Here is a 24,780-nt window from a genome sequence, read left to right as displayed (position 1 = left end):
CGGGCTGAATGGAGGAAACGATGAACCGCACCAAGATCACCAGCGAGCTGATGCCGAAGCTGTCTCACTGCCTCGAAGCCACGCTGACCAAGCACACCGGCCACAACTTCACGTTCTCGCTCATCGTGTTCCTGGAGCACTCGCTGGAATACATCACCAACGGAACGCTCGACGACTGTCTGAGCATGATCGAGCGCGTCGTGTCCATCCATCGCAACCCGGTGGAGCACAGCGAAATGCAGGCTAGGCAAATGATGGCCGACGACAAGACGATGCGCGTCGCCTACTGCCTAAACGGCGCCGCTCACTTCATCCGCGACCAGCTCCAGGCCGCCTCGAAGACCAGCACCTTCGCCCTGATCGTGCAAACCGACATCGGCCCGCTCTACGCCAGCAACGCGGATCGGATCGACGTGACCAATGCACTGGCGGAGTTCGCCGCCGACGTTCGCGCAGGCAACCCGATTGATCCGCCTGCTTACCTGCAACACCAGTTGCACTGACATGGCCAAGAAGAAGGCACCCCACGTTCCTGACCCGGCGCGCATCGCGCAGTACCGAGGCGTGCCGGAGTTCAAGCCGCTGGCGATCAAGCGGCACCCGCATCTGCGTCAGGAACACGCACCGCTGCGCCAACTTGGCGCAGTCACCGAACAACCGCACCAGCCGGTACTGGCACCGCAGGAGGATCAGATGGATACACCCACCACATCGCGCGACTGGCACGATGAATCGCTCTCGATGGCAAGGCGTGTTCGCAGTTGGCTGGCCGACCACCAACAAGGAACCGCGAGTGCCATCGCACGGGATTTTGGCCTCAAGGACAGCACTCGCGTTTGCGCCGCACTGAACGACCTGGAAAACCAGGAGGGCTCGCCGCGCATCGTGCGCGGCGGCAACGAAGGCCGGTTGATCCTTTGGAAGTTGCAGGCTCAGGATGCAGAAACGCAGTCGAAGAATGCAGAAATCTGCACCACAAATGAAGCAGGCTGCGCGCAACAAAAGGAGACGAACGTCTCCCAATCTACAACCGCAGAGCCGGTGCCGCCAGCTTCAGCAGGACACACGCCGGCCCATGCCCTGGGTCGCCCTCACCAGGATGTCCAGGAGCCCACGCGCTTCTGGATGGCTGACAACGGCGAAATGGTCATCGAACAGGGCGCGTTTGAGATTGCGCTGACGGGGCTGGAAACGCGCCGCCTTGCGCGGCTGCTTGGTAGCTTCATTCTCGCGGTGGAGGCCTGACCATGCCAGCACTCAGCTTCACTGTCTTCATTGACAAGGTCGAAGCCGGCCTCGCCATCCTCAATCAAGGTCGGCGGCCTGACGCGCTCGACCCCACGGTGAAACTCCAGACCATTCGCGCCCGTGGCAAGCGCCGCCCGCCCAAGGTCGGCGAGACGCTGATGCTGTACTACGGCATGCGCACCACGCGCTGCCGCAAGCTGGGCGATGCCACCTGCCGCGCGGTTCGCCCGATCTCGATCAGCGCCAAGCAGCGGCAGGTGTCGCTGGCCGATGAATCGCTGACGCGCTACGAGCCGCTCACCGAGCAGCAGATCGAGAGCCTCGCTCGGGAGGATGGCTTCGCCTCGGTCGACGCCTTCTTCGACTACTTCGGCGACAGCTTTTCTGGCTACCTGATTCAGTGGTGAGAACCATGCAAACCGCCGCCGACCGCGCCGCACACAACGCCAAACGCCGCAAGGCCAAGATCGCCAAGATAAAGATCGCCCAGGCCCAGCTCGGCATGGACGACGACAGCTACCGCGCGATGCTGGAGCGCGTGACCGCTGACCCGCGCCGCAACAAGCCGGGCAAGCGCTCGCTGACCGAATGCAGCGAGATGGAGATCGACCTGGTGGAGCGCGAGATGCAGCGCCTCGGCTTCAAGCCGGTGCGCAAGCCGGAGGTGCGACAGGCAGCCGACGACGCCGAGGTGCAGAAGGTGGTGGCGCTGTGGTGCCAGTTGCAGGCCATCGGCGCGGTGCGCGATGGGTCGGAGCGCGCGCTCAACAGCTACGTGCAGCGGCAGACCAAGGTCTCCGCCGTGAAATGGCTCAGCAGCAAGCAGATGGAGCGCCTGATCGAGGCGCTGAAGGCCTGGGCGGTGCGCTGCTTCCCGCCGGCACTGCGCAAGCAGTGGCTGCGCGCGCAGATGCAGGGAAAGATCGGTGTGCTGACCGACGATGGCTTTCAAACCATGCTGACCCACTTCAGCACCATCACCAACCGCCACCGCAACAGCTACGAGTGCCTGCTCGCCGCCTGGCAAGACCTGAGCGCGCGCGCCAAGGGAGACGCCTGATGCTGACGCTGCCAGACCATTACCCCGACGCGCTGCGCGAGGTGGCGACGGCGGCTTATGACCTGCTGGTGGGGCCGCTCAAGCAGCCGCACCAGGCCGCCAACGAGGCGGCGCTCGGCATCGCGGAGGCGGTGCGGCAGAACCTGGGTGGATCGCGCGTCTATATCCCCAAGGGCCGCCATATGCAGCTCTCGGAGCGCAACGAGCAGATCTACCGCGACTGGACCGGCAACAACATGCCCTTCATGACCAAGAAGTACGGCCTCACCGAGGTGCAGATCCAGAACATCCTCAAGCGCGTGCACGCCGTGCACCAGGCGCGGCGGCAAGGGAGCCTGATTTGAAAACGCGCTGTCCATCCTGCGGCGCGACCGTGTCGCTCGACGCCCTGATCGGCCACGAGGGCGCCCGCGAAGCGCTGATCGCCATTACCAAGATCAGCGGCCCGCTCGGCCAGGCCATGATCCGCTACGCCGCGCTTTTCCGCCCGGCGCAACGCGATCTCAGCATGGACCGCCTGGCCAAGCTGCTGGGCGAGCTGCTGCCCGACATCACCAGCGGCCGCATCACCCGCAACGGCACCGTGTGCGACGCGCCCGTAGAGGCGTGGATTGCAGCCGTCGACAAGGTGATCGAAGCCAACCAAAACGGCCGCCTGACGCTGCCGCTCAAGAGCCACGGCTACCTCTACGAAATCCTCGCCAACCAACCCGCGCCCCGCACCGGCGCCCTGGTCAGCACCGACAGCGCAGGCAAAACCACCGCGCCAAAGTCACGCACGATGGGCGGGCTGGAGGCGCTGGATGCGTTCAGGAAGGGCGGCAAGTCGTGAAGGTGGAGCAGGACAACTTCAAACCCGGCGACCTAGCGCCATAGAACGGACAAAGGACAGCAACATGGTGGTTATGTTTGAGATTGCACCGCCGTTTCGGATAGTGCCGAAGGTGGAGAAGGTGGGGCCACTGAAGCGCCTCATTTGGGCGTGGTTCTCGGTGGCGTACATCTCCGGAAGGTTCGGCAGCGTCTGGGACGCATTCCGCCACGACGAGCGCCAGAAGTGCTGGAACGAGATCATTGCCTTGATCACGCCCGGTGAGTTGCAGGGGAACGGGTTAGACCAGGTGGCGCAGCGCAACGGGTTGATCTTGGCGAGCAACATAATCATGGAAGGAATGAATGGCTCCAACACCTGAGATCACAGGCAGCCGGAGCGCAGCGTATGGCACCCAAGCGCAGCTTGGGCTGTCCGGTTGATTGAATTGTTAGGCGTAACCCAGGAGGCATTAAATGAACGTGACCACATCTATTGATGCGCTTGATATTGAGTGCGTAGTAACGGAGTCTGGCAGCTTTAGGGTGCAGACGACAGACGGATGGGGCATCCATGAGTTCTACTGCACAACACAAGAACAGATCGCCCAAGGCATGACATACGCGCTACAACTGGTGCAGCGCCGAGCGTTTGAACAAGGGCGAAAGCATGTGCGCGACGCGATGGGCATTGCCGCCTAACGCGGAAGTGAGGGGCCGCCCTCACGGACAAACAAAGGATTGACGGACATGGAGCAACAACAGAACACCGAAGCGCAGCAGGGGGCGGTCCCGCTCGACTGCAAAGTTATGCGGCCGACGTGGACCAAGCACGAATTCAACTACGGATGGGTTTGCCATTGCGGCTATCACGGGAAGACTCAGGTTGGGCGAGATGTTCATGAACGCAGGGCTGCTCGCGGTTTAGGGTGCTCTGACGTATAACATCAAGTAGAAGACGGCGTGTCCAATAACACCTGGCTCCGCGAAGAGATCGGTACTGGCCTGATGAAGCTGCTGGTGCTGCGGCTGCCGAACACCCCTCCTGAAGACGCCATCCTCGGCACCGCCGAGGTGTGGCTGGAGGCCATCCTGGGCGCGCCGACGCGCTGGGATGAAACCAAGGACCGCCCGCGCATCCAGGCGGCCTTCCGGCAGCTCCTGCGCACAGCAGACCGCTGGCCCGCCCCGCGCCAGCTCCTCGACTGCATCCGCGCGCGGGAAGACAATACACCCAAGCTAGGCCACACCATCAGCGAGGAGGAGCGCGCCCGCGTGCGCGGCCACCTCACCCAGCTCCGCGACATCCTGGGCAGCTTCAAGCGCTCCTGAGCGCCCGGTTAATCACCCCCCTTGACCGTACAGCACTGTATGCCGCTACATTGACGCGCTCCACCCAGGAGCCGCCATGCACGCCCCTCAATACCCCCTCAAGACCTACCGTTTCTGGCACACCTGGATCGGCCGCCGCATCAAATCCAACTACTACGCCACGCTCGCCGACATCGAGGCCCGTGGAGGCGAGCCCATACTCACTGACTGCCGCATCATCACCGGCCCCTCCGCCGACACCAGCGGCTTCCTGAACGCCCTCGAACCCGGCCCCCTGCACCTCGACCCCAAACCCATCCGCAAATGAAAACGGCGGGCTGTGTCGGCACCGACACAAACCCGCCGCATTGTTTTCACCCGGCGTAACCTTTTTACGTTTCCCGTCCCGTTATGTCCCGGTCCGTCTCGCCGTATCCCGGTTTATCGTGCACCACGCCCCTGGTTTATCGTGCACCCCGTCAGCAGAGCTTCCTGGCCGAGTACTTCGGCGTGGCGCGCTCGGCGGTGAGCCTGGTGAGTGGCGAGACCGCGCGGCAGAAGGTGGTGCTAGTGACGGGGGCGGACGAGGCGGCGCTGGCCCGGCTCGGGCAGGCATAGAAAAAGGGGCCCGCGGGCCCCTTTCTTCTTGCTGGCGGGTGAGCTCAGGGCGCGATCTTGCCGGCGCCTGCGCCGTTGCCGAGGATGCTCGGTAAGCTTGCGGCCGGATCGAGCGTGTAGCTGTAGTAGCTCTTCGGGTCGAAGGCCGTTCCGGTGTTCACCTCGACCGCCTTGGCCTTGACGATCACATTGCTGGCATCCCAGCTCAGCTTGCCGGAGGCACTACCTTGCTCCTGCGTGGCGTAGCCGGCCATGTTCAGGTAGTTGCCATCGGCGTACACGTCGGACTGATAGCTTGAACCGATGAAGTAGTTCTTCACTCCGTCGGCCCAGTTATTGAACACGTGAGCCTGGCCGAAGCGCACCCGCGGATTGCGCTGCACCGTGTTCTGCAGCCAGTTGTGGTGATAGCTCACATGCAGGCGGCCGGTATCCTGCGCCGCGTTGCTGTCGTCATGGCCCAGCAGCATGGTCTTGTCGGTGCCTACCAGCTTGTTCCAGGACACCGTGATCCAGTCCGCCCCGCGCTTGATGTCGATGGCACCGTCGGCGCCGGGCAGGATGGTGTTGTGGTCGATCCAGATGTGGTGCGACCAGCAGGCCACGTTGATGCCGTCATCCGCGTAGTTCTGGATCGTCAGGTTGCGCACGATCACGTTACGCGTGTAGGGGAACAGGCCGACGTGCTTGGCCTCGCACCAGTCGGACTTGTACTGCGCCACCTGCGCCGGCCACCAGCCGCTGATGTTGAGCCCGAAGCCATCCAGCACGGCCGTGCTGCCAACCCCCACGATGGTCTTGTTGGAGCCCACGTTGACCATCGGGCCTGGGCCGCTGATGGTGCCTTGCACCTGCACGATGCGTGGCTCATGGTCGCCCACCGCCGCGACGAACTGGGCATAGCTCGTGACCACCACGGTCGGCCCGCCTACCCCACCATTGGTGCCGTTGCGCCCGTCGCGGTCGAGGCTGGCGAAGCCGATGACGCCCGCGGCATTGCCAGGCGTGCCGGGGGGCACGGTGTTGCCGCCGGAACTGCTGGACGAGCCGGAAGAAGAACCCGAGGAGGATGAACTCGATGAGGAAGAACTGCTGGATGAAGAGCTGCTCGACGAGCTGGATGAACTGGATGACGAACTCGAAGACGAACTCGAAGACGAACTCGAAGACGAACTGCTGGAGGACGAACTGCTCGACGAAGACGAGGAACTGGATGAACTGCCGCTGCCGGCGACACAGCGACTCCCGGCTGGTGAGGAGCATTCATTCACGCCGCCAGCGACGCGCCCGCCGAAGGTGGCCTCGCTACAGGTGAAGCTGCCGGTGAGGGCCTTGTAGATGAACTTGTCGGCACGACCGAATGCGACATTGGTCGTGGAGGGGCCTGCGCAACTGCAGGTCTTGCCCTCGCTGCAGAACGTGGTGAAGCCGGCCGGCCGGTTGGCGGCCAGGGCGGGCAGGGTGAAGCTTGCCAGGCATGCCAAAAGCATGCCCCGCAACAGATGGGTCATTCTCACGATTCGTCTCCAGAGTGTTTTGTTGTGTGTCCGGCGCGGCCCGGTTCAACGCCGGTCTGCGCCGTGCGTGTGCCGTCATCCCTCAGGGAGCGGCCAGATCACTATGGGTGGCCGATCTGGCATCGTCAAGCTTGCCTTGTCGCGCAAGGGACGCGCTGGGTACGGGACCTGGCGCTCAACAGGCCATGCCCGGGTCGGCCAGGCCGGCGTGGGCCGGGGCTTGGCGCGGTGTGCCGGGCGTTTCGCATCGGGCGCTGCAACAGAGTCTTGCCCTGCTGGATTATGTATTTGGAATATCTGTGCAAGATGCTTCGCGGCGACTGGTGGTATGGTAGTACGCATGCTTCGAGCGGTGAAACGCTTATCTGGCGCGCCTTTCCGCGCGACCGGACGCCCTGCCCGAAGGTCGGTAATCCCCGCTAGGCCGCGCCGTCTGTAGCTGTTTTCCCTCGCGCTCGTCGCCGCGATGTGATCTGCATCACAGTCCACCTCAAGTTGTGCACTGCGGTTCCGTACAACAGGAACGCGGCGGCAGCGACATCTGCCGCTCCCTCATGTGCGAACGACCGCGGGAGATGCGATGAGAGTACTGGCAGGCTTGATCCTGTGCGTGCTGGCCGGGACGCAGGCTGTGATGGCGCAGCAGCCTATCGTGATCCGGTTCAGCCACAACTCCACGGTGGACTCTCCCAAGGGGCGGGCCGTCGAGTTCTTCAAGATGCGCGCCGAATCGCTCACCAAGGGACGTGTGCGCATCGATATCCACCCCAACGCGCAGGCATTTACTGATGCCGAAGAGTTCGCCGGCCTGCAGCGTGGCGACGTGGAGATGCTGGCCCCCTCGCTGTCCCGCTTTACCACCCTGGGGGCGACCGAGTTCGAGGTGTTCGACGTGCCCTACATCTTCCCGACCCGCACCTCGCTCAAACTGGTGCAGGAGGGGCCGGTCGGCCTGGACCTGCTCAAGCGCCTCTCAAGCAAGGGCATGCTGGGCCTGACCTACTGGGACAACGGTTTCAAGGTCATGAGTGCCAACAAGCCCTTCCTGATGCCGGCCGACCTCAAGGGCCTGCGCATGCGGGTACAGCCTTCGCGCATGCTGGAGGCGGAGATGAAGGCGCTCGGCGCGGTGCCGGTGGGGCTCCCTCTGGCACAGGCCTACAAGGCCTTGCAGAGCGGACAGGTGGATGGCACCGAGAACCCGCCGGCCAACATGTACACCCAGCGCATGAACGAAGTGCAGCGCTATGTCGTGGAAACCGAGCATGGCTACCTCGGCTATGCGGTGGTGGCCAACCTGAGTTTCTGGAGCGGACTGCCGTCCGATGTCCGGGCGGGGCTCGACAAGGCCATCAAGGAGTCCACCCGCTACGCCAATGCGATTGCTTGGCAGGACAACACGGACGCGCTGGCTGTCATTGCCCGCTCAGGCAAGACCACCGTCACGCGGCTCACCGCCACGCAACGCCGCGAATGGCAGAAGGCGATGGAGCCGGTGCTGCGCGAGGCAGAGACGCGCCTGGGCGCCGACTTCGTGCGCAGCGTGGCGCGTGCGGCAGCAGGCAACTAACGAATCCGCAGCATGAGGGGTGCGGCCTGAGCCGCAGGGGAGGCTGAGATGTTTGGTTTCGAGCTGGGCAAGTACCGGACGATGGTGATCGCGATCGCCCTCTTCCTGCTGTTCGACCTTGGCGTGCTGGTGACGAACTTCGTCATCTCCAGCCAGATCAAGGATAACGCGATCAACGTCAACGTCGTCGGTCGCCAGCGCATGCTCAGCCAGCGCATGGCCAAGGCTTCGCTGCAGATCGAGCAGCGCCTCAAGGCCGGGCAACCGGTGCGCGAACTGCTGCTGGAGCTGGACCGCGCCTCGGCAGTCTTCGACCAGACCCTGCAGGCCTATCGCAATGGGGGCAGCACGCCGGACCCCGACGGCGGAGGCGACATCTTGCGCCAGCGGGTCGATGACGAACGGGTACAGCAGATCCTGGAGGACGCGTTGGGCCAGTGGGAGTCCTATCGTGACGAGGTGCGAGAACTGGTGGGCATGGGCACGCCCACGGTGGAGAAGGCCGAGCGCGTGGCCCGCCAGTCCGAGGTTGTGAACGTATGGCTGTTGACCCTGATGAACGACTTCACGACGCGCATCGGTGAGATCGCCGCAGCCCAGGCCACCAAGTTACGCGCGGTGCAGATCGCGGGGATCACGCTGGCGACGATCAACTTCCTCGTCATCCTGTTCCACTTTCTGCGTCACCTGCGGCACAGCGACCGCGCGCTCGAGTCGGCGCGCAAGGAAACCGACGACATCCTGCGTACCACCCAGGAAGGCCTGTTCCTGCTCGACGCCGATTACCGCATGGGCTCCCAGCAGTCGCGCGTGCTGCCCCGGATCGTCGGAACCCCCATGCCGGCCGGCACCAACCTGCTCGACGTGCTGCGCCCGTTGGTGACCCAGAAGACACTGGATACCGCGCGCGAATACATCGACCTGCTGCTGCGCCACGACGTGAAGGAGAAGCTGGTCACGGGCCTCAATCCGCTGGATTGCGTCGAGCTGAGCGTGGCGCAGGGGCCCGGCGTGGTGGATACGCGCTACCTGCAGTTCAGCTTCAACCGCGTCACCGAGGGCGGCAAGGTCACCCACCTGCTGGTGACGGTCAACGACATCACGCGGCGGGTTCGCCTGGAGCGCGAGTTGCAGGAGAGCGAGGCGCGCGCGCAAGGCCAGATGGGCCTGCTGCTGCAGATCCTGCAGGTGGAACCGCGCATGATGCAGGACTTTCTCAAGTCCGCCGGCGAGGGCCTGGACGAGATCAATCGCATCCTCGAATCTCAGCCCACGGTCGCCGAGCCGCTGGCCAGCAAGGTCACGGCGATCCTGCGTCTGGCCCACCGGGTCAAGGGCGATGCCGCCAGCCTGCGCCTCGATGGTCTGGCGCAATCTTTCCACGGCCTGGAAGACATCCTCAGCGCCCTGCGTCAACGCAGTTCCCTGAGCGGGGAAGATCTGCTGCCGGTGGCAGTGCGGGTCAAGGGCCTGTACGGCGAGATGGAAGCCATCCGCACCGCGCTGACCCGCATGGCGCAGATTCGTGGCGTCGTCACCGTGGAGCCCCCGCGGCCGCCGCACGACCCGCAGTTGGCACAGCGCCCCTTCGTGCAGCAGTGGCAGAGCTTTGCCGCAGAGATCGCGCAGCGTCAGGGCAAGCAGATCGAGATCAGCTACCAAGGCATGGATCTGCTGGTGCTGCCGCCCTCGCAGCGCGAGGCACTCAACAGCATCGTCAACCAGTTCATCCGTAACGCGCTGGTGCATGGCATCGAAACGCCGGCGGAGCGCAAGGGGCGCGGCAAGCCGGAGGCCGGGCGCCTGTCGATCTACGTCGCCGATGGTGGCAGCTCCGGCGTCGAGCTGAGCTTCCGCGACGACGGCCGTGGCATCGATCCGGTGGCGATCCGCGAGGCCGCCGTGCGGGCGGGGCGCCTCACGCCAGAGGCGGCCGCCAAGGCCGAAATGCGCAGCCTGGTGTCGCTGATCTTCGACCCGGGCGTGTCGACGCGCACGACGCCGGATCAGGACGGCGGCCGTGGGGCCGGCCTCGATGCCGTGCGCGAGATCGTGCGCCGCCTCGGTGGCCATGTGCGCATCGGTACCACGGCGGGTGAGTACTGCCATTTCCGCGTACAGCTTCCGCAGCTCACCGAGCGCGTGGTGGCGGTACCGCCCATGGCGCGGGAGGTGGCATGAGGCTCATGGTCGTCGATGATTCAAACGTCATTCGCGGCAAGATCGCGCGCACCTTGGCGCGACATGGCCTGGAGATCGTAGGGCAGGCCTGCAACGGGCGCGATGCCGTCACCCAGTTTCACGCGTCGAAGCCGGACGTGGTGACCATGGACCTCACCATGCCGGAAATGGACGGCATCGAGTGCATCAAGGCGCTGCGGGCGCTCAGCCCGCGCGTGCGCATCCTGGTCGTGTCGGCCCTGGCCGACAAATCGACTGCGATCGCGGCGCTGAAGGAGGGCGCCCAGGGCTTCCTGTGCAAGCCCTTCACCGAGGACGATCTGTCGGAAGCCATGGGCGAGTTGCTGGGAGACGGCAATGGATGAAGAACAACTGAAGGTATTCGTCGACATCGTCCAACGCTACTTCGAGCGCCAGGGTGGGCGGGCGGCCGAAGTGGGCAGCCCCTTCCTGGCCGGGCCGGACCGCTTGCCGATGATGGACTTCACCGGGGTGATCGGCATCTCCGGCGCCCGTCGCGGCTGTGTCTACATGACCGCGCGGCGTGATTTGCTGCGCGCACTCCTGCTGCACGTGGGCGAGACCGATGTGTCGGACGCCAACCTGGCCGACCTCGCGGGGGAGGTGGCCAACACCATCTCCGGCAATGCACGCCAGCACTTCGGCCATGACTTCATGATCTCGGTGCCGGTCATCGTGCAGGGGCATGCCCAGGGCATCCAGATGCCGCGCAATGTGAAGGCCTACATCATTCCGCTGCGCTGGCACAAACAGGACGCGTCGCTGGTGGTGAGCCTGCAATAAGGCGGGTAAACCCGGCGCTTATTGGCGTGTCGGGCTTGCCCTGCCTGGGTTAGAGTGGGTAACCAGCCGCATTCCGAACATAGGGGAGCTCAGCATGCAGATCGAAAGTACGCGTTTTGGCCGTCTCGACGTCGACCCGGACAAGGTCATCCACTTCCCGGGCGGCATGCCGGGTCTGGAGGACTGCAAGCAATTCACTCTCATCGAGCTGCAAAAGGCTGACGGCCCTGCGGTCGCCGTGCTACAGAGCGTCGATCAGGGTGACGTGGCCTTTTCGGTCACCGTGCCGGACCAGATCGGGCTGCATTACGAATTCACGCTGACGGAGGAAGAGGAGCAGTTGCTGCGCGCCTCCGACCCCAAGGAAATCGCCGTGCTGCTGATCCTGCGGCGCGAGGGCGGTGATGCGGAAACCGGCATCAAGGCCAACCTGATGGCGCCGCTGGTCATCAACGCGGGCAGCCGTATCGGCATCCAGAAGGTCATCGGCAAGCTGGGCTGCGACATCACGCTGAAGGCCACCGATTAGGTTGGTGTCACACAACGCAAAAGGCCGCCCTCGGGCGGCCTTTTGCGTTGTGGTGGCGTCGCTCAGTTTTGCTTGGCGCGCGCAAAGGCCGCCGCCAACGCATTGTTGGCCATGGGGTTGTTGCTGCGCGAGGCCGAGTCGCGGCCGCCGCCAGGCTGCTGCTTGGGCTTGCGCGCCTGAGAGTCCTGCGGCCGCTCGTTGCGGGCCGGCGGCTGGGGGCGTGCTGCAGGCTCGTTCAGGCGCATGGTGAGGCCGATGCGCCGACGCGGCACGTCGACCTCGACCACCTTCACCTTCACGATATCGCCAGCCTTCACGACTTCACGCGGGTCCTTCACAAAACGCTCCGACAGCATCGACACATGGACCAGACCGTCCTGGTGCACGCCGATGTCGACGAAGGCCCCGAAGTTGGTGACGTTGGTCACCACGCCTTCGAGTTGCATGCCGACTTGCAGGTCCTTGATCTGTTCGACGCCTTCGCGGAACGAGGCGGTCTTGAACTCGGGGCGCGGGTCGCGGCCGGGCTTGTCCAATTCGCGCAGAATGTCTTGCACGGTGGGCAGCCCGAAGCGCTCGTCGGTGTACTTGGCGGGTTCCAGTTGTTGCAGGAAGCCCGAATTGCCCATCAGCTCGCGCACGTTCTTCTGCACGTCCGCCAGGATGCGTTCGACCACCGGGTAGGCTTCCGGGTGCACCGCCGAAGCGTCCAGCGGGTTGTCGCCATTCATGATGCGCAGGAAGCCGGCGCACTGCTCGAAGGTCTTGTCGCCCAGGCGCGGTACCTTGCGCAAATCGTCGCGGCGCGCGAAAGCACCATGCGCGTCGCGGTGCGCCACGATGTTCTGCGCCAGCGTGCCGTTGAGGCCGGAGATGCGCGCGAGCAGGGCGGCCGAGGCGGTATTCACGTCTACGCCCACAGCGTTGACGCAATCCTCCACGACCGCATCCAGCGACTTGGCGAGCTTGCCCTGGTTCAGGTCGTGCTGGTATTGACCCACCCCGATGGCCTTCGGCTCGATCTTCACCAGCTCGGCCAGCGGGTCTTGCAGGCGGCGGGCGATCGACACCGCGCCGCGCAGGCTGACGTCCAGATCAGGGAACTCCTTGGCGGCCAGCTCAGAGGCCGAATACACCGAAGCGCCTGCTTCGGAGACGACGATCTTGGTGAGCTTCAGCTCGGGCTGCAGCTTGATCAGCTCGCCAGCGAGTTTGTCGGTCTCGCGGCTGGCCGTGCCGTTGCCGATCGCGATCAGTTGAACGTCATGCTTCTTGCATAGCTCGCCCAGCGTGTGGAGCGACTTGTCCCAGTCGCGGCGCGGCTCATGCGGGTAGATCGTGGCGGTGTCCAGCAGCTTGCCGGTGGCATCGACCACGGCAACCTTGACGCCGGTGCGCAGGCCCGGGTCCAGGCCCATGGTGGCGCGCGGGCCGGCCGGGGCGGCCAGCAGCAAGTCCTTGAGGTTCTTGGCGAAGACGCGGATCGCCTCTTCCTCGGCGCGCTCGCGCAGGGTGCTGAAGAACTCGTTCTCGAACGCGCTCTCCAGCTTCACACTCCAGGTCCAGCGCGCGACCTCGACCAGCCACTTGTCGCAGCGACGGCCCATGTCCTTGATACCCACGCAGCTCATGATGCGGCGTTCACAAGGGTTGGGCTTCTCCGGGCGCGCGCCGTCTTCGGGGTCGGAGTCCAACACCAGCTTGACGCGCAGCACATCCTCGTTGCGCCCACGGAAAAGGGCCAGCGCGCGGTGCGAGGGCACATCCGCGATCTTCTCGCGGAAACCAAAGTAGTCGCGGAACTTCGCCGCCTCGGGGTCGTTCTCCTTGCCTTCGGCAGCGGTGGCGATCACCACGCCGTGATCCTTGATGTAGTGGCGCAGCGTCTCTATGACTTCGGCATTCTCGGCGAAGCGTTCCATGAGAATCTGCCGCGCACCGTCCAGTACTGCCTTGGTGTCGGCGAAGCCTGCTTCTGCGTTGAGGTACTTGGCCGCCTCCTCGTCCATCTTGAGCATTGGATCGCCCAGCAGTGCATCGGCCAGCGGCTCGATACCGGCTTCACGCGCGATCTGTGCTTTGGTGCGGCGCTTCTGCTTGTACGGCAGATAGAGGTCTTCCAGGCGTTGCTTGGATTCAGCCTCCTCGATCTCACCCTTCAGTTCAGGGCTCAGCTTGCCTTGCGATTCGATGCTGGCGAGGATCGCCACGCGGCGCTCCTCCAACTCGCGCAGGTAAGAGAGGCGCTCTTCGAGCAGGCGCAATTGCGTGTCGTCGAGGCCGCCCGTGACTTCCTTGCGGTAGCGGGCGATGAAAGGCACCGTGGCGCCTTCGTCGAGCAGCGCGATGGCGGCGAGCACCTGGCGCGTCTGGGCCTTGAGTTCATTGGCGATGCGTTGTTCGATGGACGGCAGCATGGATTCCCAGAAAAGTTAACGGCAAAGGGGCGCACTATGCCCAAGCCTCGCGGGTGAATCAATCATGGCATCCCGCCGACCCTTGGGCACGTTTGCTGCATGCCGAGCGACGCATGGTGATGATTGTCGTCCAACCCCAAAAACAGGAGCGCCCCATGACCCCGCAACAAGTCGCCCTCGTGCAGTCGTCCTGGCAGCAGGTGCTGCCGATCCAGACCCAGGCCGCCGAACTGTTCTACGGCAGGCTGTTCGAACTCGATCCCGCGCTCAAGCACTTGTTCACGGCCGACATGGCCGAACAGGGGCGCAAGTTGATGAGCATGATCTCCACCGTCGTTGCGCGTCTCGACAAGGTTGGTGAGATCGTGCCAGCGGTGCAGGATCTCGGGCGTCGCCACGTCGGTTACGGGGTGGAGGACAGTCACTACGAGACCGTCGGCGGCGCACTGTTGTGGACGCTGGCGGCCGGACTTGGTGCGGCTTTCACCGACGAGGTCAAGGAGGCCTGGACGGCGGCCTATACCACCCTGGCCGGCGTGATGAAGGAAGCGGCCGCTTCCGCCGTGTAAGCAGACGGCGGGCGGGGGGCGTGCTATTCTTCGCTGCGGCGGGTCTCCCCGCATTGCAGCGTGGGAACCTGGTCAGGTCCGGAAGGAAGCAGCCATAACCGCTCCCTGCAAGTGCCGGGGGTCAGGCTCGCCGCCTCGAATACCGAACGGCGCATTGCTTTCAAGCAATGCGCCGTTTTTTATTTGCCCGCAGTGCAGCAGGCCGCCCGCAGGTTAATCGTTATACTTCCGTCCAGAATCTGACCGGGGGAGTGTCGTCGATGCCTGCTGTTTCGCGCGTGTTGAGTGTCGTGGCCGTGTTGCTGCTGCTGGCCTGTGGAGGTGGTGGCGGGGGAGGCGAAGCGGTAGCGGCTGCGTCATCGTCCTCCTCGTCCGGCGGGGCGGTCGTGGCCGAATCTTGCCAGGCGATGAGCGGGACACCGGCCGCCGGCGGTGTACGGACGATCCAGGTGAGCTCCGCGAGCGCGCTGAGTGCCGCCCTGGCTGAGGTCAATCCTGGCGATACCATCGAGCTGGCGGCGGGAATCTACCAGGGCAGCTTCGTGACCAGTCGCTCCGGTACCGCGACCCAGCCGATCAGCTTGCGCGGGCCTGCCACCGCGGTGCTGCAGAACAACGCGACCAGCGGCAAGCGCTATGGCCTCTACCTCAACGGGGCGAACTACTGGGTGCTGGATGGCTTCACGGTCAGCCATTCGCAGAAGGGCATCGTGACCGACCGGGCGAATTTCAATCTGCTCAAGAACCTGACCGTGCACACGACCGAGGACGAGGGCGTGCATTTCCGCCAGTTCAGTTGCGACAACACCCTGCAGGGCAGCACGATCTACAACATCGGCCTGGTGCAGCCGCAGTACGGTGAGGGCGTGTATCTCGGGTCGGCCAAGTCGAACTGGGCGACGTACACGGGCAGCGCCAACACGCCGGATGCGAGCCATCGCAACAAGGTGCTCAACAACACCATCGGACCTGACGTGGCGGCCGAGGGCATCGACATCAAGGAAGGCACGAAGGACGGCCTGATCCAGGGCAACAGCTTCATCGGCACCGGTATCAAGGGGCAGAACAGCGGCGACAGCGTGATCGACATGAAGGGCGACAACTACCTGGTCAAGGGCAACACCGTGACCAATACGCCGAGTGCCAGCAGCAACTTCATGATCGACGGCTTCCAGGTGCACGAGAACGCGGTGAATGGCGTGTCTTACGGTCACAACAACACCTTCAACGGCAACACGATCAACCTCAACACGACCGGGCCGGAAGGCGCGCCCGGTTACATCGCGCTGCCTGCCGGCAGCAGCCAGGGTTATGGCATTCAGGTCGGCGCGCGGGTGACCGGAACGGTGGTGTGCAGCAACAACGCGGTGATCAACGCGATCTCCACGCGTGGGTTGAGCAACGTGGCGACGAGTGCCTGTCCCTGAGGTGGTGCGGCCCAAAGAAAAGGCGCTCCCGGGGGAGCGCCTTTTTTGTGCCTTGAACGCCGGCTTTACTTGAGGTCGAAACGGTCGAGGTTCATGACCTTGCTCCAGGCCGCCACGAAGTCCTGCACGAAGCGGGTCTTCATGTCTTCCTGTGCATACGCCTCGGCCAGCGCGCGCAATTGCGAGTTGGAGCCGAACACCAGATCGACGCGGGTGGCCGTCCATTTCACCGCGCCGGTCTCGCGATCACGCCCCTCGAAGAGTTGCGCGTCGGGCGAGGTGGGCTGCCACACCGTCCCGATGTCGAGCACCTGGGTGAAGAAGTCCGTGCTGAGCGTGCCCGGCTTGTGCGTGAACACGCCGTGCTTGCCGTCGTAGGTGGCGCCGATGGCACGCAGGCCACCGATCAATACGGTCATCTCGGGGGCCGTCAGGGTCAGCAGTTGCGCCTTGTCGACCAGCAGCTTCTCGGCCGGCACGCGGTACTGCGCCTTCTGGTAGTTGCGGAAGCCGTCGGCGATGGGTTCGAGCACCTTGAACGACTCGATGTCGGTTTGCTCGGCGGAGGCATCCGCGCGGCCCGGGGTGAAAGGCACTTCCGTGCTGACGCCACCCGCCTTGGCGGCTTGCTCCACGGCGGCGCTGCCTGCCAGCACGATCAGGTCGGCGAGTGAGACTTGTTTGCCACCGCTGGCCTGTGCGTTGAACTCACGCTGGATGCCTTCAAGCACGCCCAGCACCTTGGCGAGCTGCGCCGGCTTGTTGGCTTCCCACTCTTTTTGCGGGGCGAGGCGGATGCGTGCACCGTTGGCGCCGCCGCGCTTGTCGGAGCCACGGAAGCTGGCCGCGGCGGACCAGGCGGTGTAGACCAGTTCCGCGATGGACAGGCCGGAGGCAAGCACCTTGGCCTTCAGCGCGGCGATGTCCTTGGCATCGATCAGCGCGTGGTTCACGGCCGGGATCGGGTCTTGCCAGAGCAGGTCTTCACCCGGTACCTCCGGGCCCAGGTAGCGGGCTTTCGGTCCGAGGTCGCGGTGCGTCAGCTTGAACCAGGCGCGGGCGAAGGCGTCGGCGAAGGCGGCCGGGTCCTGGTGGAAGCGGCGCGAAATCTTCTCGTAAGCCGGGTCCATGCGCAGCGACAGGTCGGCCGTGGTCATCATCGGCGGATGCTTCTTCGATGGATCGTGGGCATCCGGGATCATGTGTTCGGGCTTCACGTTCTTGGCGACCCATTGATGAGCGCCGGCCGGGCTCTTGGTGAGCTCCCACTCGTACCCGAACAGCATGTCGAAGTAGCCGTTGTCCCACTTCGTAGGGTTGGGTTTCCACGCGCCCTCGATGCCGCTGGTCGTGGTGTGCACGCCCTTGCCGGTGCCGAGCTTGTTGATCCAGCCCAGCCCCATCTCTTCGAGCGGAGCGGCTTCTGGTTCGGGGCCGACGAGCTTCGGGTCACCCGCGCCGTGTGCCTTGCCAAAGGTGTGTCCGCCCGCAACGAGTGCGACCGTCTCTTCATCGTTCATGGCCATGCGGGCGAAGGTCTCGCGCACATCGCGGCCAGAGGCGACCGGGTCGGGGTTGCCGTCGGGGCCTTCCGGATTTACATAGATCAGCCCCATCTGCACGGCGGCGAGCGGATTTTCCAGTTCGCGATTGCCGCTGTAACGGCTGTTCGGCTTGTCGCTGGTGGCCAGCCATTCAGCTTCGGCCCCCCAGTAGATGTCTTCTTCCGGCGCCCAGATGTCCTCGCGGCCGCCGGCGAAGCCGAAGGTCTTGAAACCCATGGATTCCAGCGCGACGTTGCCGGCCAGGATCATCAGGTCGGCCCAGGACAGCGCGTTGCCGTACTTCTGCTTGATCGGCCACAGCAGGCGGCGTGCCTTGTCGAGGTTGCCGTTGTCGGGCCAGGAGTTCAGCGGAGCAAAGCGCTGGTTGCCGGTGCCCGCGCCGCCCCGACCATCCGCCGTGCGATAGGTGCCGGCGCTATGCCAGGCCATGCGGATCATCAGGCCGCCATAGTGGCCCCAGTCGGCCGGCCACCAGTCCTGCGAGGTGGTCAGCAACGCGGTCAGGTCTTTCTTCACCGCAGCCAGATCCAGCTTCTTGAAGGCTTCGGCGTAGTTGAAGCCTTCTGGCATGGGGCTGGATTCCGGCGTGTGTTGGTGCAGGATCTTCAGGTTTAACTGGTTGGGCCACCAGTCGCGGTTGGATTTGACGCCCGCGGTGGCGGCGCCGCCTTGATGGAAAGGACACTTGCTTTCACTGCTCATGGCTTGCTCCTTGGTTGCGTGTGAAGAGGACTGACTGCTGCGGGGCGGTCGTCCCATATGTCAGAAAAGGCAGGTTGGGGGCGGTTGTTGAGGGCGTACGGCCGGATTCAGTAACGACCCGCTTGGCAGGCAAGCACGGACACAAGAGGACCTACTTGTTGGTGGAACCAGCGTTTCATGGAGACCTCCCTTCGTTCGATAGATCAAATCTATCTGCTGCCTGCAAATCAATCCAATTGATTAATCGAAGGATGGCAATAGCCAATGCCAATGGCTCACAGGAGACGGGTTCATTTCCTATAGTCATGCACCGCAGCATCCGCAATCACGACCTTCCCGGGGCGCCGGTCGGGGCAGTGGGTATCCGGGCTACAATCGCGGCCATGAGTTACCAAGTCCTGGCCCGCAAGTGGCGCCCCAAGAGCTTCGATACCCTGGTGGGGCAGGAACATGTCGTGCGGGCCTTGTCGCACGCGCTGGCCACCGGCCGCCTGCATCACGCCTACCTGTTCACCGGCACGCGCGGGGTGGGCAAGACCACCATCTCGCGCATCCTGGCCAAGAGCCTCAACTGCGAGACCGGCGTGACCGCCACGCCTTGCGGTGTGTGCACGGCCTGCACCGAAATCGATGCCGGTCGCTTCGTCGATTACGTCGAGATGGATGCGGCCTCGAATCGTGGCGTGGACGACATGGCGGCGCTGCTCGAAAAAGCGGCCTACGCGCCGGCCCGCGGCCGCTACAAGGTCTACATGATCGACGAAGTGCATATGCTCACCGGGCATGCCTTCAACGCCATGCTCAAGACCTTGGAAGAGCCGCCGGCGCACATGAAGTTCATCCTCGCGACGACCGACCCACAGAAGATCCCGGTCACCGTGCTGAGCCGCTGCCTGCAGTTCAACCTCAAGCAGATGCCGCAGACGCACATCGTCGAGCACTTGTCGAACATCCTCGGCCAGGAAGGCGTGCCCTTCGAAGCGGGCGCGCTGCGTCACCTCGCCAAGGGTGCCAACGGTTCCATGCGCGACGCGCTGTCGCTGCTCGACCAGGCCATCGCACACGGAGCCGGCAAGGTCGAGGAAGAGCAGGTCATCGAGATGCTGGGGACGGTCGGCGACGACCATCTGTACGCCTTGCTCGACGCACTGCTGGCGCAGGACATCACTGCGCTGCTGGCGGTGGCCGACACGATGGAGACGCGCAGCCTCTCCTTCGACGCTGCACTGCAGGGCCTGGCCACGCTGCTGCACCGCATCGCCCTGATGCAACTGGCGCCCAATGCACTGACCGACAGCTTCGAGCGCGAGCGCCTGGCCGGCTATGCGCAGCAGATGGACGCCGAATTCCTGCAGCTCGCCTACCAGATCGCGGTGCATTGCCGTGAAGAGCTGGCGCTGGCCCCCGACGAATACACCGGCTTCACGATGGCGCTGCTGCGCCTGCATGCCTTCCGCCCGGAAGCGCCCGGCGCTGCCAGCCAGGTCAGGCCTGCCGCCGCTCCTATGCCTCGCCCGCAGGCCGCCCTGGTGGCGGCCGAGCGGCCGGCGGTGGTGAGTCGCCCGGCGCCGCCGCCGGCCGCCATCGAGCCGCGTCCGGCACCCGCTGCGCGCGAACCCGAAGCCCGTGCAGCGGAACCTCGCGCAGCCGAGACGCGTCCGCGTACTTACGATGCCAGTGCCGCGCTGCCTGACTGGCACGATCTGATTGGCCAGATGGGCCTGGGCGGCATGGTGCGCGAGCTGGCGCACAACTGTGAGTTGCTGGCGTTGGACGAGAAAGTCGCTACCTTGCGCCTGGCGCCGGCGCACAAGCACCTGATGGCCACGCCGACCAGCCCGGCGCGCCTGCAGGAGGCGCTGTCGCAACTGCTCGGCCGGCCCCTGAAGATAAACATCGAACTGGGCGAGGTCGCCTCCCAGACCCCGGCCCAGCGCAATGCCGAGACGCAACGCCAACGGCATGCCGAAGCGGTGGCGGCCATGGAGGCCGACCCCTTCGTGCAGGAAATCATTGAACGCTTCGACGCCACCCTCGTCGAAGCCTCCGTCAAACCCATCCAGGAGTAACAGCCATGATGAAAGGTGGCCTCGCTGGCCTGATGAAACAGGCCCAGCAGATGCAGGACAACATGAAGAAGGCGCAGGACGCGCTCGCGCTGATCGAAGTCGAGGGCCAGTCCGGCGCCGGCATGGTCAAGGTGCAGATGACCTGCAAGTACGACGTCAAGCGCGTCGCCATCGACCCCTCGGTCATGGACGACAAGGAAATGCTGGAAGACTTGGTCGCTGCCGCGTTCAACGACGCCGTGCGCCGCGTCGAGGCGACCACGCAGGAGAAGATGGCCGGCTTCACTGCCGGGCTGAATCTCCCCCCCGGTTTCAAGATGCCCTTCTAAACACGCTGCCGAAGCTACTGCGCGGGCCGATCTCGATCCTGTGATGCTCGTCGTACTCCAGTACGACTGCGCTTCTCGCATCGACCTCGGCCCGCTCGCTACGCTTCTGCAGCATGTTTGAGACCCTCCCCGGATTCCTTCTCGCATGTCCCTCCTGGACCAGCTCATCGAAGCCCTGCGCGTGCTGCCTGGCGTCGGCCCCAAGTCGGCGCAGCGCATGGCTTACCAGTTGCTGCAGCATGACCGCGAGGGAGCGGCCCGGCTGGGCGCGACACTGCGTCTGGCGCTGGAGCAACTGAAGCATTGCACCCGCTGCAATGACTTCACCGAGGCCGAGGTCTGCAGCCGCTGTGCCAGTACGGAGCGCGACCCGAGCGTGCTGTGCGTGGTCGAGATGCCGGCCGACCTGGCCATCATGGAGCAGACCCACGCCTACCGTGGGCTGTACTACGTGCTGATGGGGCGCATCTCGCCGCTGGATGGCATCGGCGCACGTGAGTTGCGCTTGGAGCGCTTGCTCGCGCGGGCGACCGATGGCGTGGTGAATGAAGTCATCATCGCCACCAACTTCACCAACGAGGGCGAGGCGACCGCGCACTACGTCGGCGAGATGCTGCGCGCGCGTGGCCTCAAGGTCAGCCGCATCGCACGTGGTGTGCCGGTGGGCGGCGAGCTGGAGCACACCGACATCGGCACCCTGGCCCAGGCCCTGGCTGAGCGGCGCGGGCTCTGATCGCTGCAGTGCGGCGGCAGGCCTTGGCGGCACTACCTATACTGGGCCTTAGGCCCGTCGATACAAGCGTATTGGGGCAACCGGGGGAGGATGTGTGGCGCAGATCGGCCGCAGGGCGGTACTCGCTGGAGCCGGCGCGCTGGCACTGAGCTGGCTGTCACCGCTGAGGGCCGCCGACAATGCCGCCGGCGTGCGCATCCTGCTGCAGGAGCTGCCGCCATTCGTCTACAACCGGCGCGGCGTGCCGGAAGGTTTCATTCCGGAACTCATGAGTGCGCTGCTCGCCGAGCAGGGGCTGCAGGGTCAGTTTGAGTTCGCCCCACTACCGCGTGCCGCCGAACTGCTGCGCGCCCATCCTGGCTTGATCTTCGCGCCGATCGCCAAGGTGACCGGCAATACCGAGGAGTTCAAGTGGATCCGCCCCTTGCTGCGCAACCGGGTGTTTGCTTATCGGCGCACCAGCTCGGCGCCGCTGCCGGGCAACCTGGAGGCGCTCAAGGCGGTGCCGCGCATCGCCGTGGGGGCGGGCGGCGGACACCAGGCCCTGGTGCAGGAGGCGGGCTTCCGCAACCTGGTGCCGGTGCGCGGGCAGGTCGACGCTTTCCGCCGGCTGATGGCGGGCGACGTGGATTTCTGCATCGCCTCGGACCTGGCGATGCAGGGCATCCTCGACAGTGAGAAGCTCAAGCCCTCGGCGGTCCAGGCGACCGAGTTCGTGCTGTCGGAAACGGAGGTGCACATCGCCTTCTCGCCACAGGCCAGCGCGGATTTTCTCGCGCGCTGGCATGCCGCGCTGGAGCAGTTGCGTCGTTCCGGGCGGCTGGAGAGCCTGGCCCGCCAGCACTTTGGGCCGGCGGTTCAGGTGCCGAAGTAGTAGGCCGCGCTCAGCCCAGCGCGACCGGCACGCCGTCCAGGCTCACGACGGGAATCTGCGGGCGCGGCCGGCGTACCTTCTCGGTCGGCGCCATCACCTCCGCCTCGCCTTTCACCACCGCCTCGCCGGCCTGGTTGTTGACCACGCACTCGAAGCGCAGGCGCTTCTTCTCGACGTTGCGTTCGGCGCAGGTCAGGGTCACCGTGAGGGTGTCGCCGATGCGCACCGGGCGGCGGAACTTCAGGTCCTGGCTGATGTAGATCGTGCCCGGCCCAGGCAACTGCGTGCCCAGCACGTTGGAGACGAGCGCGCCGGCGAACATGCCATGTGCAATCACGCCGCCGAAGGGGGTGCCCAGGGCATAGGCCTCGTCCAGGTGGGCGGGGTTGATGTCGCCGGACACGGCGGCGAACAGTTGCACGTCTTCCAGGCGCACCTGGCGTGACAGCGTGGCACTGTCGCCCACCTGGATCTCGTCGAAGGTGCGGTTCTCGATGTAGCGCGGTTCAGTCATGGAAATCTCCTGCGAGTGATGGAATGTGCACTTGCAGCAAAGATAGCCGCTGGCCGGCGCTTTTGCTTGGACTGGATCAATCAGTGTTTTTCCGGTGCGCTGGCGGGCGCGGCAGCGGCGGCAGCGGCGGCCGCGCGGCGGGCGCGGCGGCGGGCGCTGGCCGACTCTTCGGCTGCCGGTTCCGAGGCCGCTTCCTCCGCCTTGGCTTCGTCTTCCCGGTTTGTCTTTCGCGGGATCGCCATCGACGGGAATTCGGGCTTGATGGCCTCGATCTTGTTCTGCGTCATGTAGTCGTTCATCTCGCGCCAGCCGGCGAACACCGCGGCCTTGCTGGCACCGGGGTTGAGCGTGTAGCAGTCTTCCAGCGCGCGGCCCGAGTGGCGGCAGGCGCCGCCGATCGCCTTGCTTTCCTCCTCCTTGGCGGCGGCCTCGCGGGCCGGATCGGGAATGCCCAGGCGGTCGCAGCCGCTCAGTGTCAGGATCAACAGCATCAAGCCCAGTATGCGCAACATGTTTCCTCTCCGCTCGACCATCTGGCGCGGGTTCGCGTGGTCGTGTGTCCATGGAGAATTACGTCCCCCGCGGAGCAGAACTTGAACGACGAGCGCCGCCCGGAGGCTCGCACGAGGCTGCGGGCCGGCGTGGCCACCTATAATCCGGGCTCCCAGATTCATGCCGTACGGAGGTCCCGATGTTCCCCACTTTGACGCGTAGCGCCCTGATTGTCCTGGCGCTTTCCCTGTCCCTGCCGCTGGCCCGCGCGGCGGATATCCGGCTGGCCCATACCCTGAATCCGGACAAGGCGGAACAACTGGGCAAGCTGGTCGAGCGCTTCAACGAGAGCAGCAAAGTCGGGCGGGTGAGCCTGGTGCCGTACAGCGAGCGCCAGAATGCCGATCTGGTGCTGCCGGCCGAGGAGGACGAGCCGGCCATCGTGGCCAGCCGCCGCTTCAAGCCGCTGTGGGAGCTGATGGGCGAGGCCCAGGTGCCGCTCAACACCTTCACCCAGTTCCCGCGCATGGTCATGCCGCTGGCGGTCGATGAGCGCGGTCGCCTGCAGGCCTTGCCGATGACCCTGTCCACTCCGGTGGTGTACGTCAATCGTCCGGCATTGCAGCAGGTGGGCATCGACATCGACAACCTGCCCAAGTCCTGGCTGGACTGGCAGAACGAACTGGGCAAGCTGGCCAACAACCGCTACCTGTGCCCCTTCACCACGACTCAACCGATCAAGGTGTTCGTCGAGAACACCGGCGCCTGGAATGCGCAGCCCACGACCAGCGGGGCCGGCAAGGCGGAGACCCTGGCGTCCAACGGCCTCATGCACGTCAAGCATCTGGCGATGATGATCACCTGGTACAAGGCCAACTACCTCAAGCTCTTCGGCCACGCGGACGAGGCCGAGGAGCAGTTCGTCAACGGCAACTGCGTAATCATGATTGCCTCATCGGCGAGCTATCCCGAGTTGCAGCGCAAGACCAAGTTCGATGTCGGCGTCGCCCCCCTGCCTTATCACGAGGGGGCGTACGGGGCGCCGCAGAACACGGTGGCCGATGGAGCCTCGCTGTGGGCCAGCGCGGGTCGCAGCAAGGACGCCTACCGCACCGCGGCGCGCTTCGTCAGCTACTTCCTGTCGCCCGAGAGCCAGATCGCCTGGCAGGTCGGCGCCGGCTACCTGCCGCTCAACAGCAGTGGCGTCTTCGTCGCCACCGAGAGCAGCCTGCTCAAGGACGAGATGGCCGCCCAGCGTATTGCCGTGAAGCAACTGACCAACAAGCCGGTGATCACCGCCTCCGCGCCCACTCCCTACATGCGGCGTGCCGGCGTGCGGCGCATCCTGACCGAAGAGCTGGATGCCGCCTGGGCCGGCAGCAAGACGGCCAAGCAAGCGCTCGATGCCGCGGTGATGCGCGCGCGCGGGCTGTAACGGAGC

General features: G+C 64.9%; 29 protein-coding genes and 1 other RNA gene. 24 read left to right on the top strand and 6 right to left on the bottom strand.

Features of this window, described 5'->3' with window-relative positions:
* Window positions 1-20: 20 nt before the first annotated feature.
* The 11 genes from NMB43_RS15740 to NMB43_RS15690 all read left to right on the top strand — a co-directional run bounded on the left by NMB43_RS15740 (window position 21) and on the right by NMB43_RS15690 (window position 5,047).
* Entirely contained in the window at window positions 21-503 is a 483-nt protein-coding gene (locus NMB43_RS15740) for a hypothetical protein (protein WP_494349108.1), read from the top strand.
* A 1-nt stretch (window position 504) separates the two neighbouring features.
* Window positions 505-1,245 carry a hypothetical protein gene (locus NMB43_RS15735; RefSeq protein WP_494349107.1) on the top strand — a complete coding sequence of 247 codons (741 nt, stop codon included), beginning with the start codon at window positions 505-507 and terminating at the stop codon, window positions 1,243-1,245.
* 2 nt (window positions 1,246-1,247) lie between these two features.
* Window positions 1,248-1,655 carry a hypothetical protein gene (locus tag NMB43_RS15730; protein ID WP_494349106.1) on the top strand — a complete coding sequence of 136 codons (408 nt, stop codon included), beginning with the start codon at window positions 1,248-1,250 and terminating at the stop codon, window positions 1,653-1,655.
* A 5-nt stretch (window positions 1,656-1,660) separates the two neighbouring features.
* Window positions 1,661-2,308 (top strand): phage protein GemA/Gp16 family protein, encoded by a 648-nt coding sequence (locus tag NMB43_RS15725; protein ID WP_494349105.1) that lies wholly within the window; start codon window positions 1,661-1,663, stop codon window positions 2,306-2,308.
* The gene (locus NMB43_RS15720; RefSeq protein WP_494349104.1) at window positions 2,308-2,652 is read left to right on the top strand and encodes a Mor transcription activator family protein; all 345 of its coding nucleotides are present in this window, start codon (window positions 2,308-2,310) and stop codon (window positions 2,650-2,652) included. The genes NMB43_RS15725 and NMB43_RS15720 overlap by 1 nt, the downstream gene beginning before the upstream one ends.
* Window positions 2,653-2,681: 29 nt before the next feature.
* On the top strand, window positions 2,682-3,140 hold the full coding sequence (locus tag NMB43_RS15715; RefSeq protein WP_494349103.1) for an HI_1489 N-terminal domain-containing protein: 459 nt from the start codon (window positions 2,682-2,684) through the stop codon (window positions 3,138-3,140).
* 64 nt (window positions 3,141-3,204) lie between these two features.
* Entirely contained in the window at window positions 3,205-3,501 is a 297-nt protein-coding gene (locus NMB43_RS15710) for a hypothetical protein (RefSeq protein WP_494349102.1), read from the top strand.
* A 94-nt stretch (window positions 3,502-3,595) separates the two neighbouring features.
* Window positions 3,596-3,820 carry a hypothetical protein gene (locus NMB43_RS15705; protein ID WP_494349101.1) on the top strand — a complete coding sequence of 75 codons (225 nt, stop codon included), beginning with the start codon at window positions 3,596-3,598 and terminating at the stop codon, window positions 3,818-3,820.
* A 261-nt stretch (window positions 3,821-4,081) separates the two neighbouring features.
* Window positions 4,082-4,450 (top strand): hypothetical protein, encoded by a 369-nt coding sequence (locus NMB43_RS15700; protein ID WP_494349100.1) that lies wholly within the window; start codon window positions 4,082-4,084, stop codon window positions 4,448-4,450.
* Window positions 4,451-4,526: 76 nt separating this feature from the next.
* Entirely contained in the window at window positions 4,527-4,757 is a 231-nt protein-coding gene (locus NMB43_RS15695; RefSeq protein WP_494349099.1) for a hypothetical protein, read from the top strand.
* An 83-nt stretch (window positions 4,758-4,840) separates the two neighbouring features.
* Complete coding sequence (locus NMB43_RS15690; protein WP_494349098.1) at window positions 4,841-5,047, top strand: DUF167 domain-containing protein; 207 nt, start codon at window positions 4,841-4,843, stop codon at window positions 5,045-5,047.
* 44 nt (window positions 5,048-5,091) lie between these two features.
* On the opposite strand, the gene NMB43_RS15685 is transcribed toward NMB43_RS15690, so the two are convergent.
* Complete coding sequence (locus tag NMB43_RS15685) at window positions 5,092-6,558, bottom strand: pectate lyase family protein (protein ID WP_494352158.1); 1,467 nt, start codon at window positions 6,556-6,558, stop codon at window positions 5,092-5,094.
* Between the two features lie 586 nt (window positions 6,559-7,144).
* Between NMB43_RS15685 and NMB43_RS15680 the strand changes: the two genes are divergently transcribed.
* The 5 genes from NMB43_RS15680 (at window position 7,145) to fliW (ending at window position 11,648) form a co-directional block, all read left to right on the top strand.
* On the top strand, window positions 7,145-8,134 hold the full coding sequence (locus tag NMB43_RS15680) for a DctP family TRAP transporter solute-binding subunit (RefSeq protein WP_494349097.1): 990 nt from the start codon (window positions 7,145-7,147) through the stop codon (window positions 8,132-8,134).
* 48 nt (window positions 8,135-8,182) lie between these two features.
* On the top strand, window positions 8,183-10,315 hold the full coding sequence (locus NMB43_RS15675) for an ATP-binding protein (protein WP_494349096.1): 2,133 nt from the start codon (window positions 8,183-8,185) through the stop codon (window positions 10,313-10,315).
* Entirely contained in the window at window positions 10,312-10,680 is a 369-nt protein-coding gene (locus NMB43_RS15670) for a response regulator (protein ID WP_494349095.1), read from the top strand. The genes NMB43_RS15675 and NMB43_RS15670 overlap by 4 nt, the downstream gene beginning before the upstream one ends.
* A complete protein-coding gene (locus tag NMB43_RS15665) occupies window positions 10,673-11,119 on the top strand; it encodes a chemotaxis protein CheX (protein ID WP_494349094.1) in 447 nt (148 codons plus the stop codon). Before NMB43_RS15670 ends, NMB43_RS15665 begins: the two co-directional genes overlap by 8 nt.
* Window positions 11,120-11,213: 94 nt before the next feature.
* Complete coding sequence (gene fliW, locus NMB43_RS15660; RefSeq protein WP_494349093.1) at window positions 11,214-11,648, top strand: flagellar assembly protein FliW; 435 nt, start codon at window positions 11,214-11,216, stop codon at window positions 11,646-11,648.
* A 62-nt stretch (window positions 11,649-11,710) separates the two neighbouring features.
* Here the strand turns inward: fliW and NMB43_RS15655 are convergent, their stop codons facing one another.
* Window positions 11,711-14,065 carry a Tex family protein gene (locus NMB43_RS15655; RefSeq protein WP_494349092.1) on the bottom strand — a complete coding sequence of 785 codons (2,355 nt, stop codon included), beginning with the start codon at window positions 14,063-14,065 and terminating at the stop codon, window positions 11,711-11,713.
* 155 nt (window positions 14,066-14,220) lie between these two features.
* On the opposite strand from NMB43_RS15655, the gene NMB43_RS15650 reads away from it, so the two are divergent.
* The 3 genes from NMB43_RS15650 to NMB43_RS15640 all read left to right on the top strand — a co-directional run bounded on the left by NMB43_RS15650 (window position 14,221) and on the right by NMB43_RS15640 (window position 16,061).
* Window positions 14,221-14,634, top strand: coding sequence for a globin family protein (locus NMB43_RS15650; RefSeq protein ID WP_494349091.1), 414 nt, complete (start codon window positions 14,221-14,223; stop codon window positions 14,632-14,634).
* 37 nt (window positions 14,635-14,671) lie between these two features.
* An RNA gene (ffs, locus tag NMB43_RS15645) (signal recognition particle sRNA small type) lies at window positions 14,672-14,769 on the top strand.
* 125 nt (window positions 14,770-14,894) lie between these two features.
* Entirely contained in the window at window positions 14,895-16,061 is a 1,167-nt protein-coding gene (locus NMB43_RS15640; protein ID WP_494349090.1) for a right-handed parallel beta-helix repeat-containing protein, read from the top strand.
* A 65-nt stretch (window positions 16,062-16,126) separates the two neighbouring features.
* Here the strand turns inward: NMB43_RS15640 and katG are convergent, their stop codons facing one another.
* Window positions 16,127-18,328: a catalase/peroxidase HPI gene (gene katG / locus NMB43_RS15635; RefSeq protein WP_494349089.1), complete on the bottom strand. Its 2,202-nt coding sequence runs from the start codon at window positions 18,326-18,328 to the stop codon at window positions 16,127-16,129.
* A gap of 383 nt (window positions 18,329-18,711) precedes the next feature.
* Here katG and dnaX point away from each other — a divergent pair, with 383 nt between their 5' ends.
* A complete protein-coding gene (gene dnaX / locus NMB43_RS15630) occupies window positions 18,712-20,397 on the top strand; it encodes a DNA polymerase III subunit gamma/tau (RefSeq protein ID WP_494349088.1) in 1,686 nt (561 codons plus the stop codon).
* Window positions 20,398-20,402: 5 nt separating this feature from the next.
* Window positions 20,403-20,726 carry a YbaB/EbfC family nucleoid-associated protein gene (locus NMB43_RS15625; protein WP_494349087.1) on the top strand — a complete coding sequence of 108 codons (324 nt, stop codon included), beginning with the start codon at window positions 20,403-20,405 and terminating at the stop codon, window positions 20,724-20,726.
* On the opposite strand, the gene NMB43_RS15620 is transcribed toward NMB43_RS15625, so the two are convergent.
* Window positions 20,710-20,841, bottom strand: coding sequence for a hypothetical protein (locus NMB43_RS15620; RefSeq protein WP_494349086.1), 132 nt, complete (start codon window positions 20,839-20,841; stop codon window positions 20,710-20,712). The genes NMB43_RS15625 and NMB43_RS15620 overlap by 17 nt on opposite strands.
* A gap of 30 nt (window positions 20,842-20,871) precedes the next feature.
* Between NMB43_RS15620 and recR the strand changes: the two genes are divergently transcribed.
* Complete coding sequence (gene recR, locus NMB43_RS15615; protein WP_494349085.1) at window positions 20,872-21,459, top strand: recombination mediator RecR; 588 nt, start codon at window positions 20,872-20,874, stop codon at window positions 21,457-21,459.
* A 94-nt stretch (window positions 21,460-21,553) separates the two neighbouring features.
* On the top strand, window positions 21,554-22,333 hold the full coding sequence (locus tag NMB43_RS15610) for a substrate-binding periplasmic protein (RefSeq protein ID WP_494349084.1): 780 nt from the start codon (window positions 21,554-21,556) through the stop codon (window positions 22,331-22,333).
* 10 nt (window positions 22,334-22,343) lie between these two features.
* On the opposite strand, the gene NMB43_RS15605 is transcribed toward NMB43_RS15610, so the two are convergent.
* Together NMB43_RS15605 and NMB43_RS15600 are read right to left on the bottom strand one after the other, a co-directional pair.
* Window positions 22,344-22,847, bottom strand: a complete 504-nt coding sequence (locus NMB43_RS15605) for a MaoC/PaaZ C-terminal domain-containing protein (RefSeq protein ID WP_494349083.1) — start codon at window positions 22,845-22,847, stop codon at window positions 22,344-22,346.
* A gap of 80 nt (window positions 22,848-22,927) precedes the next feature.
* Window positions 22,928-23,359, bottom strand: a complete 432-nt coding sequence (locus NMB43_RS15600) for a hypothetical protein (RefSeq protein ID WP_494349082.1) — start codon at window positions 23,357-23,359, stop codon at window positions 22,928-22,930.
* Between the two features lie 179 nt (window positions 23,360-23,538).
* Here NMB43_RS15600 and NMB43_RS15595 point away from each other — a divergent pair, with 179 nt between their 5' ends.
* Complete coding sequence (locus NMB43_RS15595; protein WP_494349081.1) at window positions 23,539-24,774, top strand: extracellular solute-binding protein; 1,236 nt, start codon at window positions 23,539-23,541, stop codon at window positions 24,772-24,774.
* Window positions 24,775-24,780 lie beyond the last annotated feature (6 nt).

Source organism: Uliginosibacterium sangjuense (assembly GCF_059132465.1).
This window is presented reverse-complemented; position numbering and strand designations above follow the sequence as displayed.

Coding starts and splice junctions, on each gene's coding strand:
- NMB43_RS15625 (WP_494349087.1), top strand. CDS start 20,403: ATGATGAAAGGTGGCCTCGCTGGCCTGATGAAACAGGCCCAGCAGATG.
- NMB43_RS15675 (WP_494349096.1), top strand. CDS start 8,183: ATGTTTGGTTTCGAGCTGGGCAAGTACCGGACGATGGTGATCGCGATC.
- NMB43_RS15685 (WP_494352158.1), bottom strand. CDS start 6,558: ATGACCCATCTGTTGCGGGGCATGCTTTTGGCATGCCTGGCAAGCTTC.
- recR (WP_494349085.1), top strand. CDS start 20,872: ATGTCCCTCCTGGACCAGCTCATCGAAGCCCTGCGCGTGCTGCCTGGC.
- NMB43_RS15740 (WP_494349108.1), top strand. CDS start 21: ATGAACCGCACCAAGATCACCAGCGAGCTGATGCCGAAGCTGTCTCAC.
- NMB43_RS15730 (WP_494349106.1), top strand. CDS start 1,248: ATGCCAGCACTCAGCTTCACTGTCTTCATTGACAAGGTCGAAGCCGGC.
- NMB43_RS15620 (WP_494349086.1), bottom strand. CDS start 20,841: ATGCTGCAGAAGCGTAGCGAGCGGGCCGAGGTCGATGCGAGAAGCGCA.
- NMB43_RS15670 (WP_494349095.1), top strand. CDS start 10,312: ATGAGGCTCATGGTCGTCGATGATTCAAACGTCATTCGCGGCAAGATC.
- NMB43_RS15665 (WP_494349094.1), top strand. CDS start 10,673: ATGGATGAAGAACAACTGAAGGTATTCGTCGACATCGTCCAACGCTAC.
- NMB43_RS15680 (WP_494349097.1), top strand. CDS start 7,145: ATGAGAGTACTGGCAGGCTTGATCCTGTGCGTGCTGGCCGGGACGCAG.
- NMB43_RS15600 (WP_494349082.1), bottom strand. CDS start 23,359: ATGTTGCGCATACTGGGCTTGATGCTGTTGATCCTGACACTGAGCGGC.
- NMB43_RS15735 (WP_494349107.1), top strand. CDS start 505: ATGGCCAAGAAGAAGGCACCCCACGTTCCTGACCCGGCGCGCATCGCG.
- fliW (WP_494349093.1), top strand. CDS start 11,214: ATGCAGATCGAAAGTACGCGTTTTGGCCGTCTCGACGTCGACCCGGAC.
- NMB43_RS15695 (WP_494349099.1), top strand. CDS start 4,527: ATGCACGCCCCTCAATACCCCCTCAAGACCTACCGTTTCTGGCACACC.
- NMB43_RS15605 (WP_494349083.1), bottom strand. CDS start 22,847: ATGACTGAACCGCGCTACATCGAGAACCGCACCTTCGACGAGATCCAG.
- katG (WP_494349089.1), bottom strand. CDS start 18,328: ATGAGCAGTGAAAGCAAGTGTCCTTTCCATCAAGGCGGCGCCGCCACC.
- NMB43_RS15720 (WP_494349104.1), top strand. CDS start 2,308: ATGCTGACGCTGCCAGACCATTACCCCGACGCGCTGCGCGAGGTGGCG.
- dnaX (WP_494349088.1), top strand. CDS start 18,712: ATGAGTTACCAAGTCCTGGCCCGCAAGTGGCGCCCCAAGAGCTTCGAT.
- NMB43_RS15705 (WP_494349101.1), top strand. CDS start 3,596: ATGAACGTGACCACATCTATTGATGCGCTTGATATTGAGTGCGTAGTA.
- NMB43_RS15710 (WP_494349102.1), top strand. CDS start 3,205: ATGGTGGTTATGTTTGAGATTGCACCGCCGTTTCGGATAGTGCCGAAG.
- NMB43_RS15690 (WP_494349098.1), top strand. CDS start 4,841: ATGTCCCGGTCCGTCTCGCCGTATCCCGGTTTATCGTGCACCACGCCC.
- NMB43_RS15655 (WP_494349092.1), bottom strand. CDS start 14,065: ATGCTGCCGTCCATCGAACAACGCATCGCCAATGAACTCAAGGCCCAG.
- NMB43_RS15650 (WP_494349091.1), top strand. CDS start 14,221: ATGACCCCGCAACAAGTCGCCCTCGTGCAGTCGTCCTGGCAGCAGGTG.
- NMB43_RS15725 (WP_494349105.1), top strand. CDS start 1,661: ATGCAAACCGCCGCCGACCGCGCCGCACACAACGCCAAACGCCGCAAG.
- NMB43_RS15595 (WP_494349081.1), top strand. CDS start 23,539: ATGTTCCCCACTTTGACGCGTAGCGCCCTGATTGTCCTGGCGCTTTCC.
- NMB43_RS15640 (WP_494349090.1), top strand. CDS start 14,895: ATGCCTGCTGTTTCGCGCGTGTTGAGTGTCGTGGCCGTGTTGCTGCTG.